Origin of the sequence: Thermomonas brevis, from assembly GCF_014395425.1 — a bacterium.
Taxonomy (GTDB): Bacteria; Pseudomonadota; Gammaproteobacteria; order Xanthomonadales; family Xanthomonadaceae; genus Thermomonas; species Thermomonas brevis.
The window spans coordinates 574504-600860 of the sequence record NZ_CP060711.1 but is presented as its reverse complement, the minus strand read 5'-3'; the positions used below and the strand labels follow the sequence as shown (position 1 = coordinate 600860).

The window sequence follows — 26357 nt, the reverse complement described above, 5'->3', positions numbered from 1 at the left end:
GTCGTGCCGGCGGCGCTGGAGGCGCGCTTGCCTGTCTCTCGCAAACGCGTTTGACGCGGATCAACGCGGATCGGCACGGATGAAGCCGATCACAGGATTCCGATCCGCGTTTTCCGCGCTGATCCGCGTCGAAAATGCTTTCGTAAGCACGCAAGACCGCACGCTAGGGTTCGGGCTGCTCCAGCGGGCGCAGTTCGGCCGGCAGCGTCGCGTCCGGATAGCGGCGGCGGAACTCGGTCAGGCTGGCGCGCGCCTCGTCGGTCTTGCCCTTCCGCATCAGCTCGCCGATCCGGCGCAGCCAGGCTTCGCGGACCTCCGGCGAATCGGCGGTGGCCGGCGGCACGTCCTCGACAGGCGCATCGGCCTGCAGGTCGAGCATGCGCTCCACCGGTTCGGTGCTGCGCGCCTTGGCGGCCATGGCGGGAGCCGCCAGCGCGCGCGCGGCAGGCGGTCCGGTTTCGATGGGCATGGCGCGTGGCGCAGCGGCGGTGGCGATCGGCGGCGGTGGGGCCGGCGGCGCGGGCGGTGGCGGTGCCGCCGCGGCGGCTGCGGGCATGGGCGCACTGGCGGGCGCGGGCTGAGCGTCTTCGAGGACGACGGGCGGCGCTTCCCGCACTTCGCGTGCGATCGCGGACGGCGGCGCGACTGGCGGAGCGGGCGCAGCCGCCGGTTCCGGTTTCAGCATCGGCTGCGCGGCGACGGCGGAATCCGCCTGCTGCGCGGGCGCGCCGTAGGTGGCGACCGGCGGCGCCTGCTCCGGCTGCGCGCTGGGTGCGGCTGCGCGTTGCGGCACATCGAGCTGCGTGCGCCAAGCCAGCCCCAGCGCCAAGCAGAGCGAAGCGGCCAGGCCCAGCGGCACCGTCCAGCGGCGCTTGTGCGGGACTTTCGCCGGCGTCTGTGCGGCCGCGTGGGCCGCCGCCAGGATGCGCGCGTCCAGCGCCGCGTCGGGTTCGTTGCGGCCGTGCGGGCGCGGCAGCGCGGCGGCCAGCGCGCGCTCGTCGGCGTCCAGCGGTTCGCGCGGGAAGCGGGTCACGACGGCAGCCTCGCGCGCAGCTTGTCCATCGCGTAGCGCAGACGCGACTTCACGGTTTCCCGGCCCACGCCCGTCACCTCGCCGATCTCTTCCAGCGTCAGTTCCTGTTCCAGCCGCAACAGCAGCACCTCGCGTTGTTCCTCGGGCAGTCCGTCCAGCGCCAGCTGCAGCTGGCGGCGGCGCTCGAATTCCGACAATACGCGCTCGGGCGTGTCGGCATCGGCAAGCCGGGCCAGCCGCTCGTCGGCGTCGGCGGGCGCGGCAGGGCGATGTTTCAGCGCGCGCCAATGGTCGCCGAGGCGGTGGTGGGCGATGGTGTAGAGCCAAGTGGCGAAACCGGCATCCGGCTGCCAGCCGGCGCGCGCGGCGATCACCTTCTGCCACACGTCCTGGAAAAATTCGTCGGCCAGCGCGTTGTCGCGCAGCTGGCGCAGCAGGTAGCGGTACAGCTTCAGGCGGTGACGCGCGTACAGCCGCTCGAACGCGCCGGCATCGCCGGCCACCCAGGCCAGCATCAGGGCTTCGTCGCTGCTGTCCGGCATGTCCATCGACGCCAGCGTAAGGGCTGGCGCGGCCGGCGGAAAGAGGGACGCGTGCATGCAAGGGACGGCGGACATGCCGATGCCAACGCCCGGCGGCAGCGGCCGGGGTTGCCGGCATGGCGGGCTTTTGCCGTTGCAGGCAATATGTCCCGGAGATGAACGCTCCCTTGGCCTCCATGCACCCAGCTTCCATCGAGGCGGCCCATCACCGGCGGCGCGAGGGAGTGCTTGCGGGCATCGCGGAGCGGCTGGCGCGCACGTTGCCGCCCGGCGCCTGCGTGCGGGTCGACTGGCGGCAGGCGGCGCTGGGGGAGGGCTGCGACGTCGCCGGCGGCGAACCGCGCGACGCCGATGCGCTGCAGCTGGCGTGGGACGGGCCGGAAAGCACTGCGCTGCGCATCGCGGCCAGCCATCCGCAGCCGTGGCCGGCCGGCATCGCCGACTACTGGCCGGCCAGCGCGCGCCAGCTGCTGGAACAGGCCGTGCAGCAGGAGCTGGCGGCGGCGCGGATCGACTCCCTGCAGCGTTCCGAACTGCTGCGGCAGGCGCTCTACGAGATCGCCGACCTGGCCGGCAGCAACCTGGCGCTGCCGGTGATGCTGCGGCGGGTGCATTCGATCGTCGGCGAGCTGATGTACGCCGAGAACTTCTACATCGTGGTGTACGACGACATCCGGCGCACGATGCGGTTCCTCTATTTCGTCGACCAGATCGATCCGTGGGTCAACGATCCGGACCGGGAAATCCCGGTGACCCGGGAAGACAACACCCTGACCATGCACCTGCTGCGCAGCGGCGAGACCATGCGCGGCCCGTCGCTGGAGCTGCGCACCCGGCTCGGCATCCCGCGCAGCGAAGACAGCGGGCCGGACAGCGCCGACTGGCTGGGCGTGCCGATGAGCCGCGACGGCCGCGTGGCCGGCGCGCTGGTGGTGCAGAACTACCGGCAGGCGGACGTCTACACCGAGGACGACCGCATCCTGCTGGCCTACGTGGCCCAGCACGTGCTGACCGCGCTGGAGCGCCGGGAAGCGCGCAAGCGGCTGGAAGAGCGGGTGGCGGAACGCACCACCGAGCTGCGGCGCGCCAACGACGAATTGCAGAGCGAGATCTTCGAGCGCAAGCGCATGCAGGAGATCCAGCGCGCGCTGTTCCGCATCGCCGAGCTGTCGATGACCAGCGAGAGCCTGGAGCGCTTCTACGCCGAGGTCCACGACATCGTCAGCGAGCTGCTGTACGCGCGCAATTTCTACATCGCCATGCTGTCCGAGGACGGCGGCATGCTGGAGTTCCCGTATTCGGTGGACGAGCGCGATCCGAACCGCAAGGCGCGGCGGCTGGCGGCGGGCCTGACCGAGTACGTGCTGCAGACCGGCAAGCCGCTGCTGGCCGATCGCGAACGGATCGCCGCGCTGGAGGCCGAGGGCAAGGTGCGCAGCCACGGCGCGCAGGCGAAATGCTGGCTCGGCGTGCCGCTGCTGCGGGGCGACCGGGCGATCGGCGTGATCGCCATGCAGAGCTATTCCGACGATGTCCTGTTCGGCGTCAGCGACCAGGAACTGCTGACCTTCGTTGCGCTCCACGTCGGCAGCAGCCTGGCGCGCAAGCAGGCGCAGGACCGGCTGGTGCTGGCGCACGCCAACCTGGAGCAGCGGGTCGGCGAACGCACCCGCGAACTCGCCGAGGCCAACGCCGAACTGGTCGAGCAGATCGGCGAGCGCATGCGCGCCGAGCGCAAGCTGATCCACCAGGCCATGCACGACGCGCTGACCGGGCTGCCCAACCGGCTGCAGCTGCTGGAGCGGCTGGGACGGGCGATCGCGGCGGCGGGGGACGAGCCGCAGGCCTGCTTCGCGGTGCTGTTCATGGACCTGGATCGCTTCAAGCTGGTCAACGACAGCGTGGGCCACGCGGTCGGCGACGAACTGCTGGTCGAGGCCGGCCGGCGCATCGTCGGCAGCGTGCGCGGCGACGACGTGGTGGCGAGGCTCGGCGGCGACGAATTCGCGATCCTCGCCGAAGGGCTGGACGGGCCGGAGATGGCCGAGGAACTGGGCCGGCGCGTGCTGTCCGCGCTGTCGGCGCCGGTCTGGGTGGCCGGACGCGAGCTGTTCCCCAGCGCCAGCATCGGCATCGCCCTCTGGCATCCGCGCTACCGCAGCGGCGAGGAAATGCTGCGCGACGCCGACGCCGCGATGTACCGCGCCAAGGGCGACGGCCGCGACCGCTGCGCGATGTTCGACGAGCAGATGCACCGCGAGGCCACCCGCAGCCTGGACATGGAATCGGACATGCGCCGCGCGATCCAGGCCGAGCATTTCATGCCCTACTACCAGCCGATCGTGCGCATCGACACCGGCGAGGCGGTGGGTCACGAGGCGCTGCTGCGCTGGCGGCACGAGCAGCGCGGCCTGCTGGCGCCGGGCGAGTTCCTGGACGTGGGCGAGGACAGCGGGTTGATCGAGCAGATCGACTGGCAGCTGTACGCGCGGGTGGTCGAGGACATCGCCCGCCATCACGCGCTGCCGGGTTACGTGGCGATCAACGTGTCGCCGCGGCATTTCCGCGCGCCGGACTTCGCCGCGCGCCTGCTGGCGCTGGTGGAGGCGGCGGGCGTGGCGCCGCAGCGGCTGCGGGTGGAGATCACCGAGGTCGCCCTGCTGGACGACGCGCCGCGCACGCTGGAAAGCCTGGCCCTGCTGCGCCGGCACGGGGTGCTGGCGCAGCTGGACGATTTCGGGACCGGCTTCTCCGCGCTGTCCTACCTGCATCGCTTCCCGATCGCCAGCCTGAAGATCGACCGCAGCTTCGTGGCCGGACTGGAAAGCGAGGCCGCCAACGAAAGCGTGGCGGTGATCCGTGCGATCGTGGCGCTGGCCAGCAGCCTGGGCATCGAGTTGATCGCCGAGGGCGTGGAAACCCGCCATCAGCGCGATCGGCTGATCGAGCTGGGTTGCACGCATGCGCAGGGTTTCCTGTTCAGCCCGCCGGTGCCGCTGCCGGGCGGCTGACGCTGTCGTGATGCGCATGTGCGGGTCCGCGCCTGCAAGAAATTTTTGATGCGGATCGACGCGGATGAACCCGGATCAACAAGATTTGATCCGCGTCTTTCCGCGTTGATCCGCGTCCAGGCTGTTTCAATGCTCCCCAGCGGGGCTATTCCTCGCGTCGCTCCACCCGCACCGCCAGCGCGCCATCTTGCAGGCGCGCGCGCAGCGCGTCGCCGGGCGCGGCGTCGGCGATGCCGCGCACGATCCGGCCGTCCGGGTGCTGCAGGATGCTGTAGCCGCGCGCCACCGTCGCCAGCGGGCTGATTGCGTGCAGCGACCGCGCCAATCCGCGCAGGTGCAACGCCTCGCGCTGCAAGCGCTGCGCGATCAGCGCCTGCGGGCGGCTTTGCAGCGCCAGCAGGCGCTCGCGCAGGCGTTGCAGGCGTTGGTGCGGATGCTGGGCGCGCAGGATCGCATCGGCGTGCCGCAGCGCGCCACGCTCGCGCTCCAGCCGGCGCTGGACGGCATTGTCCAGTCGCAGCTTCGCCTGCGTCGCGCGCCGGGCCAGCGCGTCCAGCCGCGCCTGCGGGCGCTGCGCGTGCAGGCGCAGGAAGGCGCGATCCAGCCGCTGCATGCGCTGGCGCAGCGCATTGGCCTGGAGCGCCAGCGCCTGCCGATGCAGGCCGGCGAGCCGCGCCGACAGCCCGACGGCGTCCGGCACCAGCAATTCCGCCGCCGCGGACGGCGTGGGGGCGCGCAGGTCGGCGGCGAAATCGGCCAGCGAGAAGTCGGTTTCGTGGCCGATCGCGGACACCACCGGCGTCATGCAGTCGGCGATCGCCCGCACCAGCGCTTCGTCGTTGAACGCCCACAGGTCTTCCAGCGAGCCGCCGCCGCGCGCCAGCAGGATCGCGTCGTAGCGGCCGCAGTCGTCGGCGCGCAGCAGCGCGGAACGGATCTGCGCCGCCGCGCCATCGCCCTGCACCGGCACCGGCAGCAGGTCCACTTCGACCAGCGGAAAGCGCCGGCGCAGCACGCTGATGACGTCGCGGATCACCGCGCCGGTCGGCGAGGTCAGCACCGCCAGCCGGCGCACGAAGGCGGGCAGGGGACGCTTGCGCGCCGGTTCGAACAGCCCTTCCGCCTGCAGGCGCGCTTTCAGCTCCTCGAACGCGCGGCGCAGTGCGCCTTCGCCGGCTTCCTCCAGCGAATCGCAGACCAGCTGGTAGTCGCCGCGCGCCTCGTAAAGCGTGAGCCGGCCGCGGGCCAGCACCTTCAGCCCCTCGCGCGGGGCGAACTTCAGCCACTGGCTCTTGGGCTTGAACAGCGCGCAGCGCACCTGCGCACGCGCGTCCTTCAGGGTGAAGTAGAGGTGGCCGGAGGCCGGGCGGGTCACGTTGCCCAGCTCGCCCTCGACCAGCACCAGCGGGAAGGCGCTTTCCAGCAGGTCGCGCGCCAGCGTGTTGAGTTGGCCGGGGGTGAGGATGCGGTCGTCGCGGGATTGCATGTCGGCAATCGTAGCGTCAATGCGTGTCGGCTTGCCCGTGGGTCCGTGTGCTTCGCCGCTTGGATTCCGCATCCAGCCAGCTGCGAGGCTCGGGTGCACGTCCGGTCCGTGGCCCGGCCCGCTACAGTTCGTGGTGAGCGTTCGCACACTTGCGTCGCATGCAGCGCGTGCCCACCCATGGCACGCTTGAAGCGCACGGGGTCCACGGGCAAGCCGAGCGTTGGCAGGGCATCGCAACGGCTAAAATGCCCGCATGAACGCACCCGCCACGCACCGCTTCGGCCCCGAACCCCGCCACGTCACCCGCCAGGTCGAAATCGGCGGCGTGAAGGTCGGCGGCGGCGCGCCCGTGGTGGTGCAGTCGATGACCAATACCGACACCGCCGACGTCGCCTCCACCACCAGACAGGTCGCGGACCTGTGGCGCGCGGGCTCCGAGCTGGTGCGGGTGACGGTGAACACTGCGGAAGCGGCGGCGGCGATTCCGCGCATCGTCGAGAAGCTCGACATGATGGGCGTGCGCGTGCCGATCATCGGCGACTTCCACTACAACGGCCACACGCTGCTGGCGAACGAGCCGGCCTGCGCGCAGGCGCTGGCGAAGTACCGCATCAACCCCGGCAACGTCGGCTTCGGCAAGAAGAAGGACACCCAGTTCGCGCAGCTGATCGAGTTCGCGATCCGCTACGGCAAGCCGGTGCGGATCGGCGCCAACTGGGGCTCGCTGGACCAGGCGCTGGCGGCGCGGCTGATGGACGAGAACGCGCAGCGCGCCGAGCCTTGGGATGCCGGCCGGGTGATGCGCGAGGCGCTGATCCTGTCCGCGCTGGAATCCGCGCAGCGCGCGGTGGAGCTGGGCCTGCCGGCCGAGCGCATCATCCTGAGCGCCAAGGTCAGCGGCGTGCAGGAGCTGGTCGCCGTCTACCGCGACCTGTCCGCGCGCAGCGATTTCGCCCTGCACCTGGGCTTGACCGAAGCCGGTATCGGCAGCAAGGGCATCGTGGCGTCGAGCGCCGCGCTGGGCGTGCTGTTGCAGGAAGGCATCGGCGACACCATCCGCATCTCGCTGACGCCGGAACCGGGCGCCTCGCGCACGCAGGAGGTGATCGTCGCGCAGGAGCTGCTGCAGACGATGGGCCTGCGCGCGTTCACGCCGATGGTCACCGCCTGCCCGGGCTGCGGCCGCACCACCTCCGAGTTCTTCCAGGAGTTGGCGAAGGTGGTGCAGGAGCACGTGCGCGGCAAGATGCCGGAATGGAAGATCAGCCATCCCGGCGCGGAGAACATGACGCTCGCGGTGATGGGCTGCGTGGTGAATGGGCCGGGCGAATCGCGCCACGCCAACATCGGCATCTCGCTGCCAGGCACCGGCGAGGCGCCGTCCGCGCCGGTGTTCGTGGACGGCGAGAAGACGGTGACGCTGCGCGGCGACAACATCGCCTACGAGTTCGTCGCCCTGATCGACGATTACGTGGAGACGCGTTACCGCGCCGCGCGGCCGGACTGAAGCTTCAGCCTTCGACGCAGACCCGGTTGCGGCCTTCGCTCTTGGCGCGGTACAGCGCAGCGTCGGCGGCGGCCATCAGGGCCGGGCGGCTGTCGCGCTCCGGCGAGAGCGTGGCGATGCCGATGCTGATGGTGATGCGCTGCGGCTCGCCGCCGGGCGCAAAGCTGGCCGCCGCGACCGCCTCGCGCAGGCGCTCGGCCAGGCGCAGCGCCGGCTCCAGCTCGCATTCCGGCAGCAGCAGCGCGAACTCCTCGCCGCCGATGCGCGCGGCCAGGTCGTCGTTGCGCGCATGGCCGCGCACCAGCGCGCCGATCTGGCGCAGCACTTCGTCGCCGCTGATGTGGCCGTAGCGGTCGTTGACCGGCTTGAACAGGTCGACGTCGATGATGCACAGCGCCAGCGGGCGGCCGTGGCGCAGCGCGCGGCCGATCTCCTTGTCCGCCATCTCGCAGAAGTGGCGGCGGTTGTGCAGCTCGGTCAGCGGGTCGTGCACCGCGAGCTGGTAGATCTCCTCGTGATAGCGCGCTTCCACGCTGTCCTGGGCGATGAACTTGAGGATGGTTTCGCCGACGGTGATGCGGTCGCCGTCGTTGAGCGGCGCGTCCGCCTCGGCGGGCAGCCGCGCTTCGTTGAGGCGGGTGGCGTTGGTCGCGCCGAGGTCGCGGATGCGGTACTGCCCGGCGGCGTCGCGCCAGATCCGGCAGTGCTGGCGGGACACGCTCTTGTGCTGGATCGAGAGGTCGGCTTCGTGCGAGCGCCCGACCAGCAGCGCGCCGTCGCGGATGTCGGTGCGCCGGCCCAGCCCTTCGCCGTGGATCACCACCACGCAGGCCGACCGCGGCGCGGGATGCAGCGGGCCCTCGCTGAGCAGCGTGCGCTGGGTGGTGTCCTGCTGCGCGGGATCGGTGGCCATGGCGGGGTCGAAGTCGCGATCCGGGGAGTGTAACCCCGGCGCGGAGACGGAATGGCGCGGCGGCTAGAATGGCCCGAGGGGGAAACAACGATGGCGCAGGACAGGCAGGAAGACCCGGACCGCACCGAATTGCTGGCGACGCGCGCGCCGTCGGCCGCGCCGTCGGTGGGCGAGACGCTGGCGCCCGGCGCGCAGCTCGGGCGCTACCGCATCGAGGAACTGCTGGGGCGCGGCGGGATGGGCGACGTCTATCGCGCCGAGCAGCTCGAACCGGTGCGGCGCACGGTGGCGCTCAAGCTGCTGCGCGCGCAGAAGCTGGACGCGCGGCGGGTGGCGTATTTCGAGGTCGAGCGGCAGCTGTTGGCGCAGATGCGGCATCCGGCCATCGCGCAGATCTTCGACGCCGGTGCCACGCCCGACGGGCACCCGTACTTCGCGATGGAGTTCATCGCCGGCAGTCCGATCACCGACTATTGCGACGCGCACGCCTTGCCGCTGCGCGAGCGCATCGCCCTGTTCGTGCGCGTCTGCGAAGGTGTGCAGCACGCGCACCAGAAGGGCGTGATCCACCGCGACCTCAAGCCCGGCAACCTGCTGGTGGACGAGGTGGACGGCCGCGCGCTGCCGAAGATCATCGATTTCGGCATCGCCACCGCCACCTCGCTGACCGAAGGCCGCGAAGCCGCCGGCACACCCGACTACATGAGCCCGGAGCAGGCCGGCGGCGACCAGGCGCTGGTCGACACCCGCAGCGACGTGTTCGCGCTGGGCGTGGTGCTCGGCGAACTGCTTACCGGCCAGCGGCCGAACGCGCGCGGCGAGACCGAGACCGACGGCGCGCATACGCTGCGGCTGCCGTCGCAGCAGCTGTCCACGCTGTCGCCGGCCGACGCGGGCAAGGTGGCGCACGCACGCAGCGAGCCGCTGCCGCGCATGCGCCGCGTGTTGCGCAACGAGCTGGACTGGGTGGTGGCGAAGGCGATGCGCTTCGAGCGCGGCGAACGCTATCCATCCGTGGCCGCGCTGGCCGAGGATCTGCAGCGCTTCCTCGACGGCCAGCCGGTGCAGGCCGCGCCGCGCACCCGCCGCTACGTCTGGCGCAAGTTCGCGCAGCGCCACCGCACCGGCATCCTGGCTGCGTCGCTGGTCGCGCTGGCGCTGGTCGGCGGGCTGGCGCTGTCGGTCTATGGCCTGCTGCAGGCGCGCGCGCAGCGCGCCATCGCCGAGCAGCGCAACGCGCAGCTGGAGAAGGTGGCGGCGTTCCAGCAGTCGATGCTGGAAGGCATCGACATCGAATCGATGGGCGCCGGCATCGCCGGCGACCTGCGCGCACAGGTCGCCCGGCAGGCGCCGGACGAAGCGCCCGCGTTCGATCTGGCTTTGGCGCATGCCAGCACGCCCGACCTCGCGCGGTCGGTGATCGACCGCAGCATCCTCGCCAACGCCGAGCGCGCCATCGTCCGCGACTTCGGCGACGATCCCGCGCTGGCCGCCGACCTGCGCGAATCGGTGGCGCGCGTGCGCGTCGCTTTAGGCTTGCCGGATGCGGCGGCGGCCGGCTTCGCGCAGGTGGCCGGCTATCGCGCCCGCGCGCTCGGCGAAGCCGCCCCGGAGACGTTGAAGGCCCGGCAGGAACAGGCGCGCGCGCTGCTCGACGCCTCCCGCGCCAAGGACGCGCTGGCCGTGGCGGACGCCGCCTTGCACAACGCGGAGCGACTGCCGGCCAACGATCCGCTGCGGATCAAGCTGCGTCTCGACCAGGCCGGCGCGATCACCGGGCTGGGCGACCGGCCACGCGCGCGCCGCATGCTGGAGACGCTGCGCGCCGATGCCATCCGCCTGCGCGGCGAACGCGACCCGGCCACGATGGAGGTCACCAACAACCTTGCCATCCTGCTGGGACGGATGGGCGAGCCCGATGCGGGCCGCAAGCTGATGGAAGCGCTGCTGCCGATGCGCGCGCAGGTGCTGGGCAAGGACGACCCCGACACGCTGGAAGCGCGGCACAACCTGGCGATCATGCGCGTCCTGACCGGCGACAAGGACGGCGCGGTGGCGATGCAGCGCGAGCAGGTGGCGATCCAGACCCGCAGGCTGGGGGCCGAGCATCCGACCACGCTGGGCGAGCGCGGCAATCTGGCGAACATGCTGACCGACAGTGGCAAGCCGGAAGAAGCGCTGCCCATCGGCAGCGCCGTGGTCGAAGCCGCCACGCGCGTGCTGGGTGCGGAGCATCCGCAGACGCTGCGCGCCAAGCTCAACCTGTCCACCGTGTACGCGCGGCTGCATCAGTTCGACAAGACGCTGGTGATGCAGCAGGACGTGGCGGAGGCGCGCACGCGGCTGCTTGGCCCGCGCCACCCGGACACGCTCTACATCCTCGTCAACCGCGCAGGCACCCTGAAGCAGGCCGGACGCCCGAAGGAGGCGCTGGCGCTGGCGACGCAGCTGCTGCCGCAGGTGCGCGAGGTGCTGGGCGAAAAGCATCCGCAGACGCAGGCGGCGCTGGACATCCGCGGGCAAAGTGCGGATGCGCTGGGCGATACGGCGTTGGCGATTGCCTCCTATCGCGAACTGCTGCCGCTGCGCGAGGAAGCGCATGGCATGGATGACAACCAGACCATCATGACTGCCTGGCGGCTGCAACGCCTGCTGCGCAAACAGGGCGATGTCTCCGCTGCCGATGCGCTGCGCGAGCGCTATGTCGCGCCGTTGCTGCGGGCCAAGCTCGATGCGCTGGATGGGGGCGAACGGACGGTGCGCGACATGATCCTAGAAGCGGAACGCAAGGGCGGGCCACTGGAGCAGCCCTGAGGCTCAGCCGCCGCCGGGCAGATACTGCGCCGGCAGCTTCAGCGTCGGGTTCTCCGCTTCCCACATCAGCGAGACGATCCACCAGCGCTTGCCGTCGTGCATCAGCTGGATGCTGTTGATGCCGCGCATCGCCTCGGCTTCACCTTCCAGCTTGCCCTCGTAGGTGCTGAACACGTGCGCGATGTGGCCGAAGCGCTCGGTGCGGCGCGCCAGCTCGCGTTCGTGGAAGCCTTTCTCGACCAGCAGCGCGCCGGACATCGCCACGTAGTCGTTGACCCGCAGCAGGCGCATGCCGGCGCTGCCATCGGGGCGCTGGCCGACCGGCATCATCCTGCTTTCTGGAATGAACAGCGAGCGCAGGCGATTCCAGTCGCGCGCCTGGCCGACCGGGCCGGAAATCACGTCGTACAGCGCGGCCACGATGGCGTCGACGCTCGCCACGTCCTTGTCCGCGGCGGCGGGCACGCTGAAGTTCACCGGCTGCGCGGGCGGCGGCGCATGCGTGGTCTGGGCGTTCTGGGCGGCCGCGGGCGCGGCCAGCGCGGCGAGCAGGAGCAGCAGGGCAGGGCGCATCGCGGTCGTCCTTCGAGAAAGATGCGCAAGAAATAACACCGGCCGGCAGCGCCCGCCCGTGCCGGAATGCACGTGCCCGGATGGGCCTCAACTGCCGGGTTCGACCGCCTCGCTCGGGGCCTTGCTGCGCTGCTCGCGCGCCAGCTTGGCCTCGCGATGGGCGATGTAGAAAGTCGAGCCGAGGATGATGCCGGCGCCCAGCAGGGTGGCGCCGTCCACCGATTCGCCGAACAGCAGCCAACCGGCCAGCGTCACCACGGGCAGCTGCATGAAGCTGATCGGTGTCAGCGCGGACACGTCGCCCAGTTTCAGCGCGCGCGTCCACAGCAGCTGCCCCACCGTGCCCATCAGCCCGGTCGCGGCCAGCCACAGCCATTCGATGCCGGCCGGCCAGCGCCACACGAACAGCGAGGGCAGCAGCGACATCGGCACCCACAGCGCATAGGTCCAGAACACGATGGTGTCGGCCTTGTCGGTCTGAGAGAGCTGCTTGATCTGGATGGCGACCAGCGCGCTCAGCACCGCCGCCGCCACCGCCACCAGCGAGCCCAGGCTGAACGCGTGCGACCACGGCCGCACGATCACCAGCACGCCGACGAAGCCCAGCGCCACCGCCGTCCAGCGGCGCGCGCGCACGCGCTCGCCGAGCATGAGGATGGCGGCGATGGTGACGAAGATCGGCGAGGAATAGGCCAGCGAGATCGCCTGCGCCAGCGGCAGGTGGGCGATCGCCCAGAACCCGCAGAACATGCTGGCGATGCCGATGGCGGTGCGGATCACGTAGCGCGGCAGTTGGTCGGTGCGCACGCTGGCGGCGAACGCGGCGGCGGGCCGCGGCTGGCGCAGCGCGGGCAGGGCCAGCATCGGCAGCAGCGACAGGAAGCCGAAGGCGTTGCGGAAGAACGCCACTTCCCAGGTCGGGATGTCCTTCGAGGCCAGCCGGATGAAGATCGCCATCAGGCCGAAGCCCAGCGTGCTGCCCAGCATCAGCAGGGCGGCGCGCGCATGGACGTTGCGTGGAGGCGTCATGCGTTTCCTTCTCCCCTCGGGAGAAGGTGCCCGAAGGGCGGATGAGGGTACGGCGAAGCCGGCATTGCCGCACGTGTCCGAGCCCTCATCTTCAATCCCTTTTTCATCGGGAGAGTGGAGTTTGCCCGAAGCGAGCTCACCACGTCGCCCCCACGATCCGCGGCTCCGGTTCGATCGCCACGCCGAAGCGTTCCTGCACCGACGCGGCGATGCGTCGCGCCAGATCGAGCAACTGCACTCCGGTCGCATGGCCGTGGTTGACCAGCACCAGCGCATGCGCCGCCGACACGCCGGCGTCGCCGTCGCGATGGCCCTTCCAGCCGCAGGCGTCGATCAGCCAGGCGGCGGAGAGCTTGCGGCTGTCCCCATCGCCGCCGCGGAACACCGGCAGCGCGGGATGTTCGGCCAGCAGCGCCTCGGCCTGCGCCGCCGGCACGATGGGATTCTTGAAGAAGCTGCCGGCGTTGCCGGTCACCGCCGGGTCGGGCAGTTTGCGGCGGCGGATGCGGATCACCGCCTCGGCCACCTGCGACGCGCGCGGCGCGCCGTCCACGCCCATCGCGCGCAGTTCGTCCTCGATGCCGGCGTAGCCCAGCCGCGGTTGGAACGCGCGCGGCAGCGCGAACTCGACGGCGGTGACGACGTAGCGGTCCGGCTCGCGCTTGAACAGCGAGTCGCGGTAGGCGAAGGCGCAGGCGTCGGTGGCGAGCCGCACGAAATCGCCGCTCGCGCGGTCGAAGGCTTCCACCGCATGCACGTGCTCGCGCACTTCCACGCCGTAGGCGCCGATGTTCTGGATCGGCGCGGCGCCGACCGTGCCGGGGATCAGCGCGAGATTCTCCAGCCCGCTCAGGCCGCGGCCCAGCGTCCACAGCACGAAGTCGTGCCAGACCACGCCGGCGTCGGCGCGGACGATGGCGAGCGCGCCGTCGTCTTCGAGCAGGTCGATCCGGCGCGTGTCCAGCGCCAGCACCGCGCCCGGCGCATCGCCCGCGAACAGCAGGTTGCTGCCGCCGCCCAGGACCAGCGCGGAGGCGTCGCGCAGCATCGCGTAGCCGAACAGCTCCGGCAGCGCGGCGGCGTCGGTGGCTTCTACCAGCATCGGCGCCATGGCGCGCACGCCGAAGGTGTTGCGTGCGTCCAGCCGCGCGTGTTCGGCGATGCGGTAGCCGGTGCCGGTGGCGGCGTTCATTCGGGGGCAGGGTGCCTCGGCTGGGGGCTTCCTTGCGCCGGCGCAGCGCGTCCACGCATTCGCCGATCAGCGCCGGGCCGCGATAGACCAGCCCGGTATAGGTCTGCACCAGCACCGCGCCCGCCGCCTGCTTGGTGGCGGCGTCGGCGCCGTGCAGGATGCCGCCCACGCCGATCAGCGGGATCGAATCCGGCAGCCGCGTGCGCAGCATGCGCAGCACGGTGGTGGACTGGCTCATCAGCGGCGCGCCGGACAGGCCGCCGGCCTCGGTGGCAAGGCGCGAGCCCTCCACGCCCTCGCGGGACAGGGTGGTGTTGGTGGCAATCACGCCGTCCACGCCCAGGTCGCCCAGCACGCGGGCGGCGGCGTCGATGTCGTTCTCGGACAGGTCGGGCGCGATCTTCACCAGCATCGGCACGCGCCGCCCGTGCTTGCCGGCGAGCTTTTCCTGCTCGTCGCGCAGTGCGCCGACCAGCTTGCGCAGCGCCTGCTCCTCCTGCAATTCGCGCAGGCCGGCGGTGTTCGGCGAGGAGATGTTGACGGTGACGTAGTCGGCCAGCGCGTGCACGCGGCGCAGGCAGAGCAGGTAGTCGGCGACGGCGTCCTCGTTCGGCGTGTCCTTGTTCTTGCCGATGTTGATGCCGACCAGACCGTTCCTGCGCTGCGCGCGCTCCACGTTGCGCACCAGCGCGTCCACGCCGCCGCTGTTGAAGCCCATCCGATTGATGACCGCCTGCTGCTGCGGCAGGCGGAACATGCGCGGCCTCGGGTTGCCGGGCTGCGGCAGCGGCGTGACCGTGCCGACCTCGACGAAGCCGAAGCCCAGCGCCAGCAGCGCGTCGATGTGCGCGCCGCTCTTGTCCAGCCCGGCGGCCAGGCCGACCGGGTTGGGGAAGGTCAGCCCGAACGCCTTGGTCGGCAGCGGCTTCGGCGGCGTCGCCAGCAGCGGCGACAGGCCGCAGCGGTACGCCGCCTCCAGCGACGCCAGCCCGAGCGTATGCGCGCGCTCGGCGTCGAAGGCGAACAGCAGCGGGCGGCTCAGCGCGTACAAGCTCAGTGCCCGAACACCGTGGCGAACCAGATCAGCCCGCCGAAAAACAGGAAGATCGCCGCCAGCGTCAGCACCGTCAGCCCGATCACCAGGTAGCCGAGCACCAGCCCGGCCACGGCCATGCCGTCGCCTTCCAGCGTGCCCTGCGAGCGGCGGATCTCGCCGCGCGCCATGTGGCCGCATACCACCGCGACCAGGCTGCCGAGGAACGGCAGCAGGGTCCAGCCGAGGATGCCGAACACCAGGCTGATGACGGCGAGCGAACTGGTCTGGCGGATGGGAGCGTTCATCGTCGTTCCTTACAGGTCGAACTTGATGCCCTGGGCCAGCGGCAGCGCGTCGGAATAGTTGATGGTATTGGTCTGGCGGCGCATGTAGGCGCGCCACGCGTCGCTGCCGGATTCGCGGCCGCCGCCGGTCTCCTTCTCGCCGCCGAACGCGCCGCCGATCTCAGCGCCGCTGGTGCCGATGTTGACGTTGGCGATGCCGCAGTCGCTGCCGGCGGCGGACAGGAAGGCTTCCGCGCGCTTGAGGTTGGTGGTGAAGATCGACGAGGACAGGCCCTGCGGCACCGCGTTCTGCATGTCGATGGCCTCGTCCAGCTCCTTGTACTTCATCACGTACAGGATCGGCGCGAAGGTCTCGTGCTGGACGATCTCGGCATCGTTGGTCAGGCCCGTCACGATCGCCGGCAGCACGAAGTTGCCCGGGCGGTCGATGGCTTCGCCGCCGGTCTCCACCTTGCCGCCGGCCTTCTTCGCCGCGGCGATGGCGTCGAGGTAGGCGTCCACGCCGTCCTTGCTGTTGAGCGGGCCCATCAGGTTCTTCGGATCGGTGGGATCGCCGATCTTGCCTTCGACCTGCTTGTAGGCGGTGACCAGCTTGCCCAGCACGTCCTCGTAGATGGATTCGTGCACGATCAGGCGGCGCGTGGTGGTGCAGCGCTGGCCGGCGGTGCCGACGGCGCCGAACACGATGGCCGGGATCGCCAGCTTCAGGTCGGCGGTTTCGTCGACGATGATCGCGTTGTTGCCGCCCAGTTCCAGCAGGCTGCGGCCCATGCGGCGCGCCACGCGCTCGCCGACCATGCGGCCGACCTTGGTGCTGCCGGTGAAGCTGACCAGCGCGACGCGCTTGTCGTCCACGAACTGCTGCGCCAAGTCGCTGCCGGCATCGTTGAACAGGAAGAAGATGTCCGGGAAGCCGCCCTTGCGCAGCGCCTCGTTGCAGACCTTCATCGACGCGATCGCCGACAGCGGGGTCTTGGGCGAGGGCTTCCAGATGCTGATGTCGCCGCAGATCGCCGCGATGAAGCTGTTCCAGGCCCACACCGCGACCGGGAAGTTGAACGCGCTGATGATCCCGACCAGGCCGATCGGATGCCACTGCTCGTACATGCGGTGGCCGGGGCGCTCGCTGTGCATGGTCAAGCCGTAGAGCTGGCGCGACAGGCCGACGGCGAAGTCGCCGATGTCGATCATCTCCTGCACCTCGCCGTCGCCTTCCGGCTTCGACTTGCCCATTTCGAGGGCGACCAGCGAACCCAGCGCGTCCTTGTGCTCGCGCAGCGCGTCGGCGCACAGGCGGATCGCCTCGCCGCGGCGCGGCGCCGGCACGGTGCGCCAGACCTTGAAGGCGGCCTGCGCGCGCTCGACGATCAGGTCGTAGTCGGCCTGCGAGGACGCGTGCACGCGGCCCAGCACCTCGCCGGTGGTCGGGTTGACCGGCTCCAGCACGCCGGCGTCGCTGGTCTTCGACCATTCGCCGTTGCCGAGGTAGGTGCCGGATTCGACGGCGGCAAGGCCGAGCGCGGTGAGGACGGGGTGGGACATGGCGGACTCCGGAAAGGAAAGCGGGGACTGGCGAAGCGGGCTGGGAACGAGTGAAAGGACGAGCGGCGGCGGGAAATCCCCACGCGCGCGTCCTCTCCACGGATGCCTGCCCTGGCGACCCCGGCCCGATTCGAACGGGCGACCTTCCCCTTAGGAGGGGGACGCTCTATCCAGCTGAGCTACGGGGCCATGACTCTCCATTATTGCAGTTGTCAGGAGAAGCAGCCAATCCGTCGGTTGGAATTGCGATCCGTCGAGCATATTCATTGTAATTGCCCGTTGCTATTGAGCAGTCTGTAAGGTGCCCCGCAGTGCATCGGCATCGTCTGCCAGCGCCTCGGCAGCGCTGGGTCGGGCCAGCATCGCCGCCAGTGCGGGCGGCGGCGGCCCAGTCGCCTTACTCGCCGTGTTCGCGCACGCGATCCAGCACTTCGGCGGCGCAGGCGGTGTGCGGGTAGACCACGTGGTCGCGGGCGTCTCGGGTGCGAACGATGGTGGTGCGGATCTGTGCATAGAGGGCAAGCAAACGTGTCAGGGGCAATTGGCCAGATCGAGCAAGCCAGATAGTTTGCTTAGCTTGGTATTCGCATTTTCGTAAGGGCGATTGCAGTTGTTATTGGTTTGTCGTAGAAGCATGTACAGGGACCGCTTCGGCGTTAGGGGTGTAAAGGTGGAGGGGAATCACATGGCAGTGGTACATGCCGCGCGAGCGCGCGGCTTCGGGGCGGCATTGCTGTTCTTTTGTGGTGTCGGCGCCATGGCAGGCGAGATCACTCAGCCACAGGAATATGCCAAATACGTGGGGCGCTCCAATACGATTGATGCCTTCGCCGATTTCGGCGACCAGGTGAATCTGCGCGATGGCAGGTTGTCGCTACGTATCACAGACATCGAGTTGCCGGGAACAGGGCCGACGATCCGGCTTACGCGTATCTTCAATCCCGATGGCTTGGGTCAGTATTTCCACGAGACATCGGGCAACGGCTTCGGTGGATGGGAATTGGAAATCCCCCGTATCCGCACCATCACCTCAAGTACCGGCGGCGTCAGCCCGTACAGCCCAGTCGACTGGCAAGTGGTCGGCGCCAATGCGACAGAGAAGAATGCCCGCTGTACCCGGTTCTCGGCACCCGGCAGGATCTCGTTCCCGACCGACGCGGCCCGTGGCTGGGAAGCATATGAGTGGTGGAATGGCTATCACCTGGTCGACGATGGCGGTAGCGACCAGCCTGTGATGACGCGTGCCAACACAACGGTGCGGCCGGACTTGTTGCTGATGACTTCTAGCAACTGGTTGCTGGGCTGCCTGCCGGCCACAAGTAATGGCGAGCCCGGTGAAGCGTTCCTCGCATTGGCACCCGATGGCACCAAATACTGGTTCAATTACCTGGTTTACACAGACGCGGATGAACTTCAGAAGCCATTGTTCGGTGAGTGGGCGGGAAGCAGCTCGTCGTTGCGCACCAACGATTCCCCCAACAAGGCATCCGGCCCCACCATTCCGACCCCGAACATTGTCGCCGACTTCGATTTCCTTAGCCGTCGTTATGCGGCCATGCTGGTGACCAGGATCGAGGATCGCTTCGGCAACTGGGTGACCTACCACTACACGGCGGGCAAGCTGGACAGCATCGATGCCAGCGATGGTCGCCACGTGAGCATTGCCTATCCCAGTGCCGGCAGCACGATCGTGACGGTGGGTGCCGGCGCCACGGCAAAGACCTGGAGCTACGCCTACACCACGAGTCTGGGGGAATCCCAGCAGCAACTGACCGTCACCCGGCCAGATGGCTCTACGTGGCAATACTCCCTGCATTGGCAGGTAGCCAGCGCCATGAGTGTTGCGCAAGTCGAGACGGTACCGACGTGCCCATACGACACCGTGCCCAACGGCGAATATGTCGATCAGACGATCATCTCGCCCTCAGGGGCCACGCTTGTGATCCGCGTTACGCGGCGGATGTTTGGACGTTCGTACGTACCAAAGGACTGCTTCAACGCGAACCCCAATATCCCCGACAGCGGCATCATGAAATACCCTAAGGACTGGTACGCCTTCGCAGTCACCAGCCGCACGCTCAGCGGTTCCGGGCTGACGACTACGACTTGGACCTACACCTACGCGCCGCCGACGTCCAGTTGGCTGCAGAACTGCCCCACGCCCACCAGTTGCGCCGGGACTGTGTGGACGGACGTGACCAGTCCGGATGGCAGTCGGCGTCGCTCCATCTTCAGCAACAGGTTTGATGAAACGGAGAACAAGTTGCTGCGGGAAGAGGACTACACATCCTCCGGACAATTGTTGCGATCCAAAGACTACACCTATGCGGCTGTGTCCATGGCCGACTGGACAAACAATCCTTACCCATGGCCGGTGAGCATCGGCAACGATCAGCAGACACGGCAGAATTCGCAGACTTCGGGCCAGTGGGCGCCTGTGCGGCGGACCGTCACCATGCAGCAAGGCAGAAGCTTCATGTGGGAAGTGCCGTTTGCGTGCGGGCAAATCGGAACAGCGCCATGTTTCGATGCCTATGCGCGACCAATCAGGGTCGTGAAGAACAGTGCCGCATCGCCATAACCAGGGAAAGGAAGAGAAATGGGGCTCAGGGGAGAGGTTCGCACGGCGGCGTGGATGGCGTGCATCCGCAACGCGACTACATTTTTCTTGTTGATCTGTGGCTTTGCTGTGGCCCATGCCCAAGACAAAGCGCCAGGGGGCGTCCAGCGGGCACCGCCACCAAAGCCTAGTGTAACCCTGACGATTTTGCCCACCAGCAGTCCAAGCTTTGTGGCGCCCGCGTCGATCACCGTGGAGGCCACGGGAGTAGGGAGCGGGCAGTATCCTGTCGTCTTGGTCGAAGTCTATAAAGATAATGTGTTGCTTGACGCGATGCCTGGCGATTATTTGCAAGCCGTGCTTAGCAACCTCTCCGCAGGCAGTTATACCTTCCGCGCCGAGGCTAGCAACGATTACGGAGGCACTGCTTCCACCTCGCAGACCCTCACAATCAGCGCGCCGGCAAACGTGCCGCCCTCGGTGGGCCTGACCAGCCCAAGCAGCGGCCAAAGCTTCACCACCGGTACTGCGGTGACGCTATCGGCCAACGCTTCGGACAGCGACGGCAGCATCGCGCGGGTGGAGTTCTACGTCGACGGCAGCAAGATCGGGCAGGATACCTCGTCGCCCTACAGCCTGAGCTGGACGAGCACGGCGGGCAGCCACAGCGTCTATGCACGTGCGGTGGACAATGCCGGCGCGGCCACCAATTCTGGCACGGCCAGCATTACCGTCACCACGCCGAACGTGCCGCCCACGGTCAGCCTGAGCAGTCCCGCCAACGGCCAAAGCTTCACCACCGGTACTGCGGTGACGCTATCGGCCAACGCTTCGGACAGCGACGGCAGCATCGCGCGGGTGGAGTTCTACGTCGACGGCAGCAAGATCGGGCAGGATACCTCGTCGCCCTACAGCCTGAGCTGGACGAGCACGGCGGGCAGCCACAGCGTCTATGCACGTGCGGTGGACAATGCCGGCGCGGCCACCAATTCTGGCACGGCCAGCATTACCGTCACCACGCCGAACGTGCCGCCCACGGTCAGCCTGAGCAGTCCCGCCAACGGCCAAAGCTTCACCACCGGTACTGCGGTGACGCTATCGGCCAACGCTTCGGACAGCGACGGCAGCATCGCGCGGGTGGAGTTCTACGTCGACGGCAGCAAGATCGGGCAGGATACCTCGTCGCCCTACAGCCTGAGCTGGACGAGCACGGCGGGCAGCCACAGCGTCTATGCACGTGCGGTGGACAACGCGGGCGCGGCCACCAACTCCAGCACAGCCAGCATCACGGTGGCCAATGCGAATGTGGCGCCTAGCATCACGTTAACCAGTCCGACTACGAGTCAGAGCTTCATTACCGGCGACACGGTGACGCTATCGGCCAACGCTTCGGATAGCGACGGCAGCATCGCGCGGGTGGAGTTCTACGTCGACGGCAGCAAGATCGGACAGGACACCTCGTCGCCCTACAGCCTGAACTGGACAAGCACGGCCGGCAGCCACAACATTTACGCACGGGCGGTGGATAATGCCGGTGCCGCCACCGACTCCGGCAGCGCGGCCATTACCGTCGCTAATCCGCCGGTTCCGCCCCCGGCCTCAGACTCGCCGACAGCGACGCCGTTGCCGCTGAGCTCGGGTAGCTTCAGCAAGACGGAGGTGATCACCTACTACGATGACACCGCGAAGTGGGTGCTGGGCCAAGTGGCGTCGGTAACCGATGTGGCTACCGGCTTGGTGCAATCCGCGACTTCGTACGATCCAGCCACTGCGTTGCCGACGGCGACCTCTGCGTTCGGCAAGCCGCAATCGTCGATGACCTACTATGCCGACGGCACATTGGCGACAGTGAAGGACGGCCGCAACAACACGACCACGTTCTCGAACTGGAAGCGCGGCATCCCGCAGACGATCCAGTACGCGGACGGGAAGTCGCAAACGGCGGTGGTCAACAATGCCGGCTGGATCGAGTCGGTGACCAACGAGGTGGCCGCCAAGACCTGCTACAGCTACGACGCGATGGGGCGCCTGTCGGGGATCACATATCCGTCGGAGACGCAGGACAACGTCTGCAACACCTCCAAATGGGCCAACACCGCCCGCAGTTTCGTCCCGGTCGCGAGCGCGGAATACGGGATCCCCGCCGGCCACTGGCGGCTGACGGAGGCCACCGGCAACGCGGTCAAGATCACCTACTACGACGGCCTGTGGCGCCCGCTGCTGGTGCGCGAGTACGACGCCGGTAACGTGTCGGGTACGGAGCGCTTCACCAGGACGACTTACGATGCCAATGGCCGGGTGGACTTCCAGTCCTATCCTTCGACATCGAGCAGTCCGAGCACAGGCGTGTGGACGTTCTACGACCCGCTGGGCCGGGTGACATCCGCGAGTCAGGACAGCGAGCTGGGGCCGCTGACCACGACCACCGAGTACCTGGATGGCTTCCGCATCCGGGTGACCAACCCGCGCGGCTTCCAGACGGTCAGCAGCTACCTGGCGTACGACCAGCCGACCACCGACTGGCCGCTGACGATCAACGCCCCGAACGGCGCGAGTACCACGATCGCGCGTGACGTATTCGGCAAGCCGTTGAGCCTGGCCCGCGGCGGCATCACCCGCAGCTACAGCTACAACGCTAACCAGGAGCTGTGCCTTAGCGTGGAGCCGGAGACAGGCGCCACCCTGTACAGCTACGACGCGGCCGGCAACCTGGCCTCGTCGGCGTCGGGCCTGCCCGCGAGCACGGCCTGCGGGGCCTCCAACACCCGAACCGTCTACCGCAGCTACGACGCCCGCAACCGTCTGAGCACGCTGACGTTCCCGGACGGCAACGGCAACCAGAGCCGGACGTACACCAATGATGGCCTGCCCAGCACGGTGACGACCAGCAACGGCGGCAACACGGTCAGCAACGGCTATAGCTACAACAAGCGCCGCTTGCTGGCTGGGGAAAGCCAGATCCCGGATACGCTGCAAACGGCATGGAGCATCGGCTACGGCTACAACAGCTTGGGCCAACTCGTCAGCGAGACCGACCCGGGCAGCGTGACGGTGAACTACACCGTCAATGCCTTCGGTCAGGCGACGGGGCTGACCGCCAGCGTGAACGGCGGCGCGGCGACGCCGCTGGCCAGCAACGCCAGCTACTACCCGAACGGGGCGCTGAAGCAGTTCACCTACGGCAACGGCATCATCCACACGATGACGCAGAACGCCCGGCAACTGCCCGGCCGCAGCACGGACGGCACGGTGCTGGACCTGGCGACGGCGTTCGATGCGAACGGCAACGTGGCCAGCGTCACCGACTATACCGGCAGTGCCCGGCAGAGCAGGACCCTGGGCTACGACGGCCTGGACCGGCTGACCGGGGCGTCCTCGCCGATGTTCGGGACGGTGGCCTACCGCTACGACACTGCGGACAACCTGACGCGGGTGTGGATCGATGGCGGCAACCTGCCGCGCGACCATACCTATTGCTACAACACGACGACGAACCGGCTGGACTTCGTGCGCAACGGGACGAACTGCGCGAGCAGCCCGGCGGCGATCACGCTGGCGTACGACGTGCAGGGCAACCTGTCGGGGAAGAACGGCACGGCCTACGCGTTCGACTACGGCAACCGCCTCAGAAGCACGGCGGGGCTGACCTACCGCTACGACGCGGACGGTCGGCGGGTGCGGCAGGACAGTGCGGGAAGCCAGCTGAAGTACAGCTATTACGCGAAGGACGGCCGGCTGGTGTGGCAGCGGGACGAGCCGGCGGGCAAGCGGATCAACAACGTGTACTTCGCGGGGAGCCTGCTGTCGGAGATCAGCCGGCCGATCGGGACGGACACGGTGACGTTCAGCTACTTCCACACGGATGCGCTGGGGAGTCCGATCGCGAAGACGAACGGTGCGGGCACGCCGATCGAGACGAGCGAGTACGAGCCGTACGGGAAGCTGGTGAACCGGGCGAACGACGACCGGGCGGGGTACACGGGGCATGTGATGGACAGCGCCAGCGGGCTGACTTACATGCAGCAGCGCTATTACGATCCAGTGTGCGGATGCTTCCTCTCCGTTGATCCGGTGACGGCGTATAGCAACCCGATTGGGGCGTTCAGTCGCTACTGGTATGCCTCGAATAACCCTTATAAGTTCAAAGACCCAGATGGGAGGCAGTCACGTCCTGGCAGTAGCAGTGAGGAGTATCACGAGGACTACGTTCCGCCACCACCACCACCAGAACCTAAAACGCTGGAACCCGTCGTTGTAACAGCTTCGCCCGTTACCTCAACAGTTAAGACATTGGCCGACTCACTTGGCAATTTCTTTGGGCTCAAAGAACAGTGGCTTGTTTCAAATGGTATGTGGCGTGGCGCAAATGGGAAAATGAACAGCCTAAGTTGGCAGGGAAATAGGTGGACTGGTGCGCGTAGTGCCGTTTTACGGGATGCAAAACAGTTCGCGCGTGCTGGACAGGCGCTGTTCGCGGTAAGTGCAACCATATCAATAGTCGATGGCACTCAGGCCGCGATGAATGGCGATGGCTATGGAGTCACAAAAGCAGGAGTGGATCTTGGCTGGGGTGTTGCTGGCGCGATGGGTGGGCCAGTCGGAATGTTTGGGGCAGGCGTGTATGGCTTGGCTTCTTTCGGAGTGCAAATCCCAGCAGTGAGTCAATACACAGTAGAGCCAATGACAAATGGGATGTGCAGTCTCTCGGGAAATTGCTGATTGGAAATTTATGGGCAAGTTGAGTGTTCTTTACTGTTGCTTTTATAAGCTTAGCGAACGCCTGTATGGTCGTTCATATTCGAATCATTATTCGGCATCTATCATGATGTCTTTATTTTTGATGATTGTTGGTGGGGGCGCTTTATCATTAGTGGCTTTAGTTTTTGATGTGCGCAGCTTTGCCTTTCCTGGAGTGAAAATTTTTTCTGTTGGCGTTGCGGTATTGGTGTTTCTTGTGGTTAATAAAAGTTTTGCTTCTGGCGGCTCCCATGATCGCCTACTCAATAGATTTGATTCAAAAAAAGGCATTGCAAGTAGAAGGCCTGAATTAATTGCCGTATCGGTTATTCTTGGCTCAATAGCATTTCTTGTGACAACTTGGATTCTTTTGTTCGCCTCAGCTAAGCCCGCGTAAAATGGGTTGAGATCAGTCGAGAGGCCGATATCCTGCACTTTGGTCAAGGGGGAATTTGGATCAGAGTCGATTTTTCTGGCTACGAATGATCCATGAGGGTCGTTCGTTGCCGGAAACTAACGGAATCAGGCTCACTTTCTGATAGAGAATCTTGTAGTTCAATCAGGTTTACTGCTCTTTGTGTCGTTGGCGTTGAGGCCATCGACCGTTCTTTTCCCAAGATATTTCTGCGGGTGTCGCCTACACGAGCAATGCCCGGCAAAGCCGGACCCTGGGCTACGACGGTCTGGACCGGCTGACCGGGGCGTCCTCGCCGATGTTCGGGACGGTGGCGTACCGCTACGACACTGCGGACAACCTGACGCGGGTGTGGATCGATGGCGGCAACCTGCCGCGCGACCACACCTATTGCTACAACACGACGACGAACCGGCTGGACTTCGTGCGCAACGGGACGAACTGCGCGAGCAGCCCGGCGGCGATCACGCTGGCGTACGACGTGCAGGGCAACCTGTCGGGGAAGAACGGCACGGCCTACGCGTTCGACTACGGCAACCGCCTCAGAAGCACGGCGGGGCTGACCTACCGCTACGACGCGGACGGTCGGCGGGTGCGGCAGGACAGTGCGGGAAGCCAGCTGAAGTACAGCTATTACGCGAAGGACGGCCGGCTGGTGTGGCAGCGGGACGAGCCGGCGGGCAAGCGGATCAACAACGTGTACTTCGCGGGGAGCCTGCTGTCGGAGATCAGCCGGCCGATCGGGACGGACACGGTGACATTCAGCTACTTCCATACGGACGCGCTGGGGAGTCCGATCGCGAAGACGAACAGTGCGGGCACGCCGATCGAGCGGAGCGAGTACGAGCCGTACGGGAAGCTGGTGAACCGGGCGAACGACGACCGGGCGGGGTACACGGGGCATGTGATGGACAGCGCGAGCGGGCTGACTTACATGCAGCAGCGCTATTACGATCCGCAGTGCGGGTGCTTCCTCTCGGTGGATCCGGTCACTGCTTACAGCACCGGTGACATGCGGTTCTTCGGGCGGTATGTCTATGCCAATAACAATCCCTACAAGTTCACCGATCCTGATGGGCGGCAATCGGCGGCAGATCGATTTGGTGACCAGTTCAAGCGGGATGCCGAAGCTGGGAACTTGAGGGTTTATGCGCCCTTCGAGAAACCAGCAATCTTGGTCACGGCGGCGATGCTAGGTGGGCCACTAGCAGAGCCCTTGTATGCGAGAGCGATGGTCTGGGCTGGATCGAACTACGGCAAGCTGATGCTAGGTGGCGAGATGGCTGCTGGCGCGGCGGGTGTGAGCGGAGTGTCTGGCTCTAACGGTTTGATGGGGCAGGCTGCCAATGTGCTTAAGCCCGAGGGGCAACTACTTGGCCGAGCGGGGACGAGTAATGCCATACGCCTAATTGAAGGGGGTATGGCAGAGGCAAAGGCGACCTTTAGCCAGGCCACGCGCGGCGGGGAAGTCGTGAAGAACTCCACTTACCCGGGAACCCTTGTAAGGGTCGGTGAAAATGCGTTGGTAGGCTTCCGTGAATCATCTACGCGAGGTAGTCAACCGCCCACAATCGATCTGATGGGTAGCGCTTGGAAGGGGTTCGGCGCGAGGGAATTTAAGTTCTTGCAGGAGAGTCAATGATGATGGTTCAGTCAGAGAAG

At 67.4% G+C, this 26357-nt stretch carries 17 protein-coding genes, 1 tRNA gene and 1 pseudogene; 6 read left to right on the top strand and 13 right to left on the bottom strand.

The annotated features are described in order from the left end of the window. Nucleotides 1-163 precede the first annotated feature (163 nt). Nucleotides 164-1033: a hypothetical protein gene (locus H9L17_RS02720; RefSeq protein ID WP_187570843.1), complete on the bottom strand. Its 870-nt coding sequence runs from the start codon at nt 1031-1033 to the stop codon at nt 164-166. Then, nucleotides 1030-1581, bottom strand: coding sequence for an RNA polymerase sigma factor (locus H9L17_RS02715; protein ID WP_187571826.1), 552 nt, complete (start codon nt 1579-1581; stop codon nt 1030-1032). The genes H9L17_RS02720 and H9L17_RS02715 overlap by 4 nt, the downstream gene beginning before the upstream one ends. A gap of 170 nt (nt 1582-1751) precedes the next feature. On the opposite strand from H9L17_RS02715, the gene H9L17_RS02710 reads away from it, so the two are divergent. Continuing rightward, nucleotides 1752-4586 (top strand): EAL domain-containing protein, encoded by a 2835-nt coding sequence (locus H9L17_RS02710; RefSeq protein ID WP_246455149.1) that lies wholly within the window; start codon nt 1752-1754, stop codon nt 4584-4586. A 145-nt stretch (nt 4587-4731) separates the two neighbouring features. Here the strand turns inward: H9L17_RS02710 and xseA are convergent, their stop codons facing one another. Further along, nucleotides 4732-6072 carry an exodeoxyribonuclease VII large subunit gene (xseA, locus tag H9L17_RS02705; RefSeq protein ID WP_187570841.1) on the bottom strand — a complete coding sequence of 447 codons (1341 nt, stop codon included), beginning with the start codon at nt 6070-6072 and terminating at the stop codon, nt 4732-4734. A gap of 253 nt (nt 6073-6325) precedes the next feature. Here xseA and ispG point away from each other — a divergent pair, with 253 nt between their 5' ends. After that, on the top strand, nt 6326-7579 hold the full coding sequence (gene ispG / locus H9L17_RS02700) for a flavodoxin-dependent (E)-4-hydroxy-3-methylbut-2-enyl-diphosphate synthase (RefSeq protein ID WP_187570840.1): 1254 nt from the start codon (nt 6326-6328) through the stop codon (nt 7577-7579). Nucleotides 7580-7583: 4 nt separating this feature from the next. Here the strand turns inward: ispG and H9L17_RS02695 are convergent, their stop codons facing one another. Further along, a complete protein-coding gene (locus H9L17_RS02695; protein ID WP_187570839.1) occupies nt 7584-8492 on the bottom strand; it encodes a GGDEF domain-containing protein in 909 nt (302 codons plus the stop codon). 90 nt (nt 8493-8582) lie between these two features. On the opposite strand from H9L17_RS02695, the gene H9L17_RS02690 reads away from it, so the two are divergent. Continuing rightward, on the top strand, nt 8583-11306 hold the full coding sequence (locus tag H9L17_RS02690) for a serine/threonine-protein kinase (RefSeq protein WP_187570838.1): 2724 nt from the start codon (nt 8583-8585) through the stop codon (nt 11304-11306). A 3-nt stretch (nt 11307-11309) separates the two neighbouring features. Here the strand turns inward: H9L17_RS02690 and H9L17_RS02685 are convergent, their stop codons facing one another. From H9L17_RS02685 to H9L17_RS02650, 8 genes and pseudogenes are all read right to left on the bottom strand, one after another. Beyond that, nucleotides 11310-11879, bottom strand: a complete 570-nt coding sequence (locus H9L17_RS02685; RefSeq protein WP_223158076.1) for a hypothetical protein — start codon at nt 11877-11879, stop codon at nt 11310-11312. 87 nt (nt 11880-11966) lie between these two features. Then, nucleotides 11967-12908, bottom strand: coding sequence for a DMT family transporter (locus H9L17_RS02680; RefSeq protein ID WP_187570837.1), 942 nt, complete (start codon nt 12906-12908; stop codon nt 11967-11969). 136 nt (nt 12909-13044) lie between these two features. Continuing rightward, nucleotides 13045-14100 carry a UDP-N-acetylmuramate dehydrogenase gene (gene murB / locus H9L17_RS02675; RefSeq protein WP_187570836.1) on the bottom strand — a complete coding sequence of 352 codons (1056 nt, stop codon included), beginning with the start codon at nt 14098-14100 and terminating at the stop codon, nt 13045-13047. Between the two features lies 1 nt (nt 14101). Beyond that, a pseudogene (locus H9L17_RS02670) lies at nt 14102-15151 on the bottom strand (quinone-dependent dihydroorotate dehydrogenase); the annotation flags it as partial. A gap of 2 nt (nt 15152-15153) precedes the next feature. Then, nucleotides 15154-15441, bottom strand: a complete 288-nt coding sequence (locus tag H9L17_RS02665; protein WP_187570835.1) for a DUF4190 domain-containing protein — start codon at nt 15439-15441, stop codon at nt 15154-15156. A gap of 9 nt (nt 15442-15450) precedes the next feature. After that, nucleotides 15451-16983: an L-piperidine-6-carboxylate dehydrogenase gene (amaB, locus tag H9L17_RS02660; RefSeq protein ID WP_187570834.1), complete on the bottom strand. Its 1533-nt coding sequence runs from the start codon at nt 16981-16983 to the stop codon at nt 15451-15453. A 112-nt stretch (nt 16984-17095) separates the two neighbouring features. Then, nucleotides 17096-17172, bottom strand: a tRNA-Arg gene (locus H9L17_RS02655). A 208-nt stretch (nt 17173-17380) separates the two neighbouring features. Further along, complete coding sequence (locus tag H9L17_RS02650) at nt 17381-17524, bottom strand: hypothetical protein (RefSeq protein WP_187570833.1); 144 nt, start codon at nt 17522-17524, stop codon at nt 17381-17383. Between the two features lie 144 nt (nt 17525-17668). Between H9L17_RS02650 and H9L17_RS02645 the strand changes: the two genes are divergently transcribed. Both H9L17_RS02645 and H9L17_RS02640 read left to right on the top strand, forming a co-directional pair. Next, entirely contained in the window at nt 17669-19564 is a 1896-nt protein-coding gene (locus H9L17_RS02645; protein ID WP_187570832.1) for a hypothetical protein, read from the top strand. 273 nt (nt 19565-19837) lie between these two features. Further along, entirely contained in the window at nt 19838-24262 is a 4425-nt protein-coding gene (locus tag H9L17_RS02640; protein WP_187570831.1) for an RHS repeat domain-containing protein, read from the top strand. Between the two features lie 87 nt (nt 24263-24349). On the opposite strand, the gene H9L17_RS02635 is transcribed toward H9L17_RS02640, so the two are convergent. Next, entirely contained in the window at nt 24350-24724 is a 375-nt protein-coding gene (locus tag H9L17_RS02635; RefSeq protein WP_187570830.1) for a hypothetical protein, read from the bottom strand. 176 nt (nt 24725-24900) lie between these two features. Here H9L17_RS02635 and H9L17_RS02630 point away from each other — a divergent pair, with 176 nt between their 5' ends. After that, nucleotides 24901-26337 carry an RHS repeat domain-containing protein gene (locus H9L17_RS02630; protein ID WP_484600459.1) on the top strand — a complete coding sequence of 479 codons (1437 nt, stop codon included), beginning with the start codon at nt 24901-24903 and terminating at the stop codon, nt 26335-26337. The last annotated feature ends 20 nt before the right edge of the window (nt 26338-26357 follow it).

Bases quoted from the DNA above. Each gene is read 5' to 3' on its own strand.
- ispG (WP_187570840.1), top strand. From the start codon at position 6,326: ATGAACGCACCCGCCACGCACCGCTTCGGCCCCGAACCCCGCCACGTC.
- amaB (WP_187570834.1), bottom strand. From the start codon at position 16,983: ATGTCCCACCCCGTCCTCACCGCGCTCGGCCTTGCCGCCGTCGAATCC.
- murB (WP_187570836.1), bottom strand. From the start codon at position 14,100: ATGAACGCCGCCACCGGCACCGGCTACCGCATCGCCGAACACGCGCGG.
- xseA (WP_187570841.1), bottom strand. From the start codon at position 6,072: ATGCAATCCCGCGACGACCGCATCCTCACCCCCGGCCAACTCAACACG.
- H9L17_RS02645 (WP_187570832.1), top strand. From the start codon at position 17,669: ATGGCAGTGGTACATGCCGCGCGAGCGCGCGGCTTCGGGGCGGCATTG.
- H9L17_RS02680 (WP_187570837.1), bottom strand. From the start codon at position 12,908: ATGACGCCTCCACGCAACGTCCATGCGCGCGCCGCCCTGCTGATGCTG.
- H9L17_RS02690 (WP_187570838.1), top strand. From the start codon at position 8,583: ATGGCGCAGGACAGGCAGGAAGACCCGGACCGCACCGAATTGCTGGCG.
- H9L17_RS02665 (WP_187570835.1), bottom strand. From the start codon at position 15,441: ATGAACGCTCCCATCCGCCAGACCAGTTCGCTCGCCGTCATCAGCCTG.
- H9L17_RS02715 (WP_187571826.1), bottom strand. From the start codon at position 1,581: ATGGACATGCCGGACAGCAGCGACGAAGCCCTGATGCTGGCCTGGGTG.
- H9L17_RS02710 (WP_246455149.1), top strand. From the start codon at position 1,752: ATGCACCCAGCTTCCATCGAGGCGGCCCATCACCGGCGGCGCGAGGGA.
- H9L17_RS02685 (WP_223158076.1), bottom strand. From the start codon at position 11,879: ATGCGCCCTGCCCTGCTGCTCCTGCTCGCCGCGCTGGCCGCGCCCGCG.
- H9L17_RS02695 (WP_187570839.1), bottom strand. From the start codon at position 8,492: ATGGCCACCGATCCCGCGCAGCAGGACACCACCCAGCGCACGCTGCTC.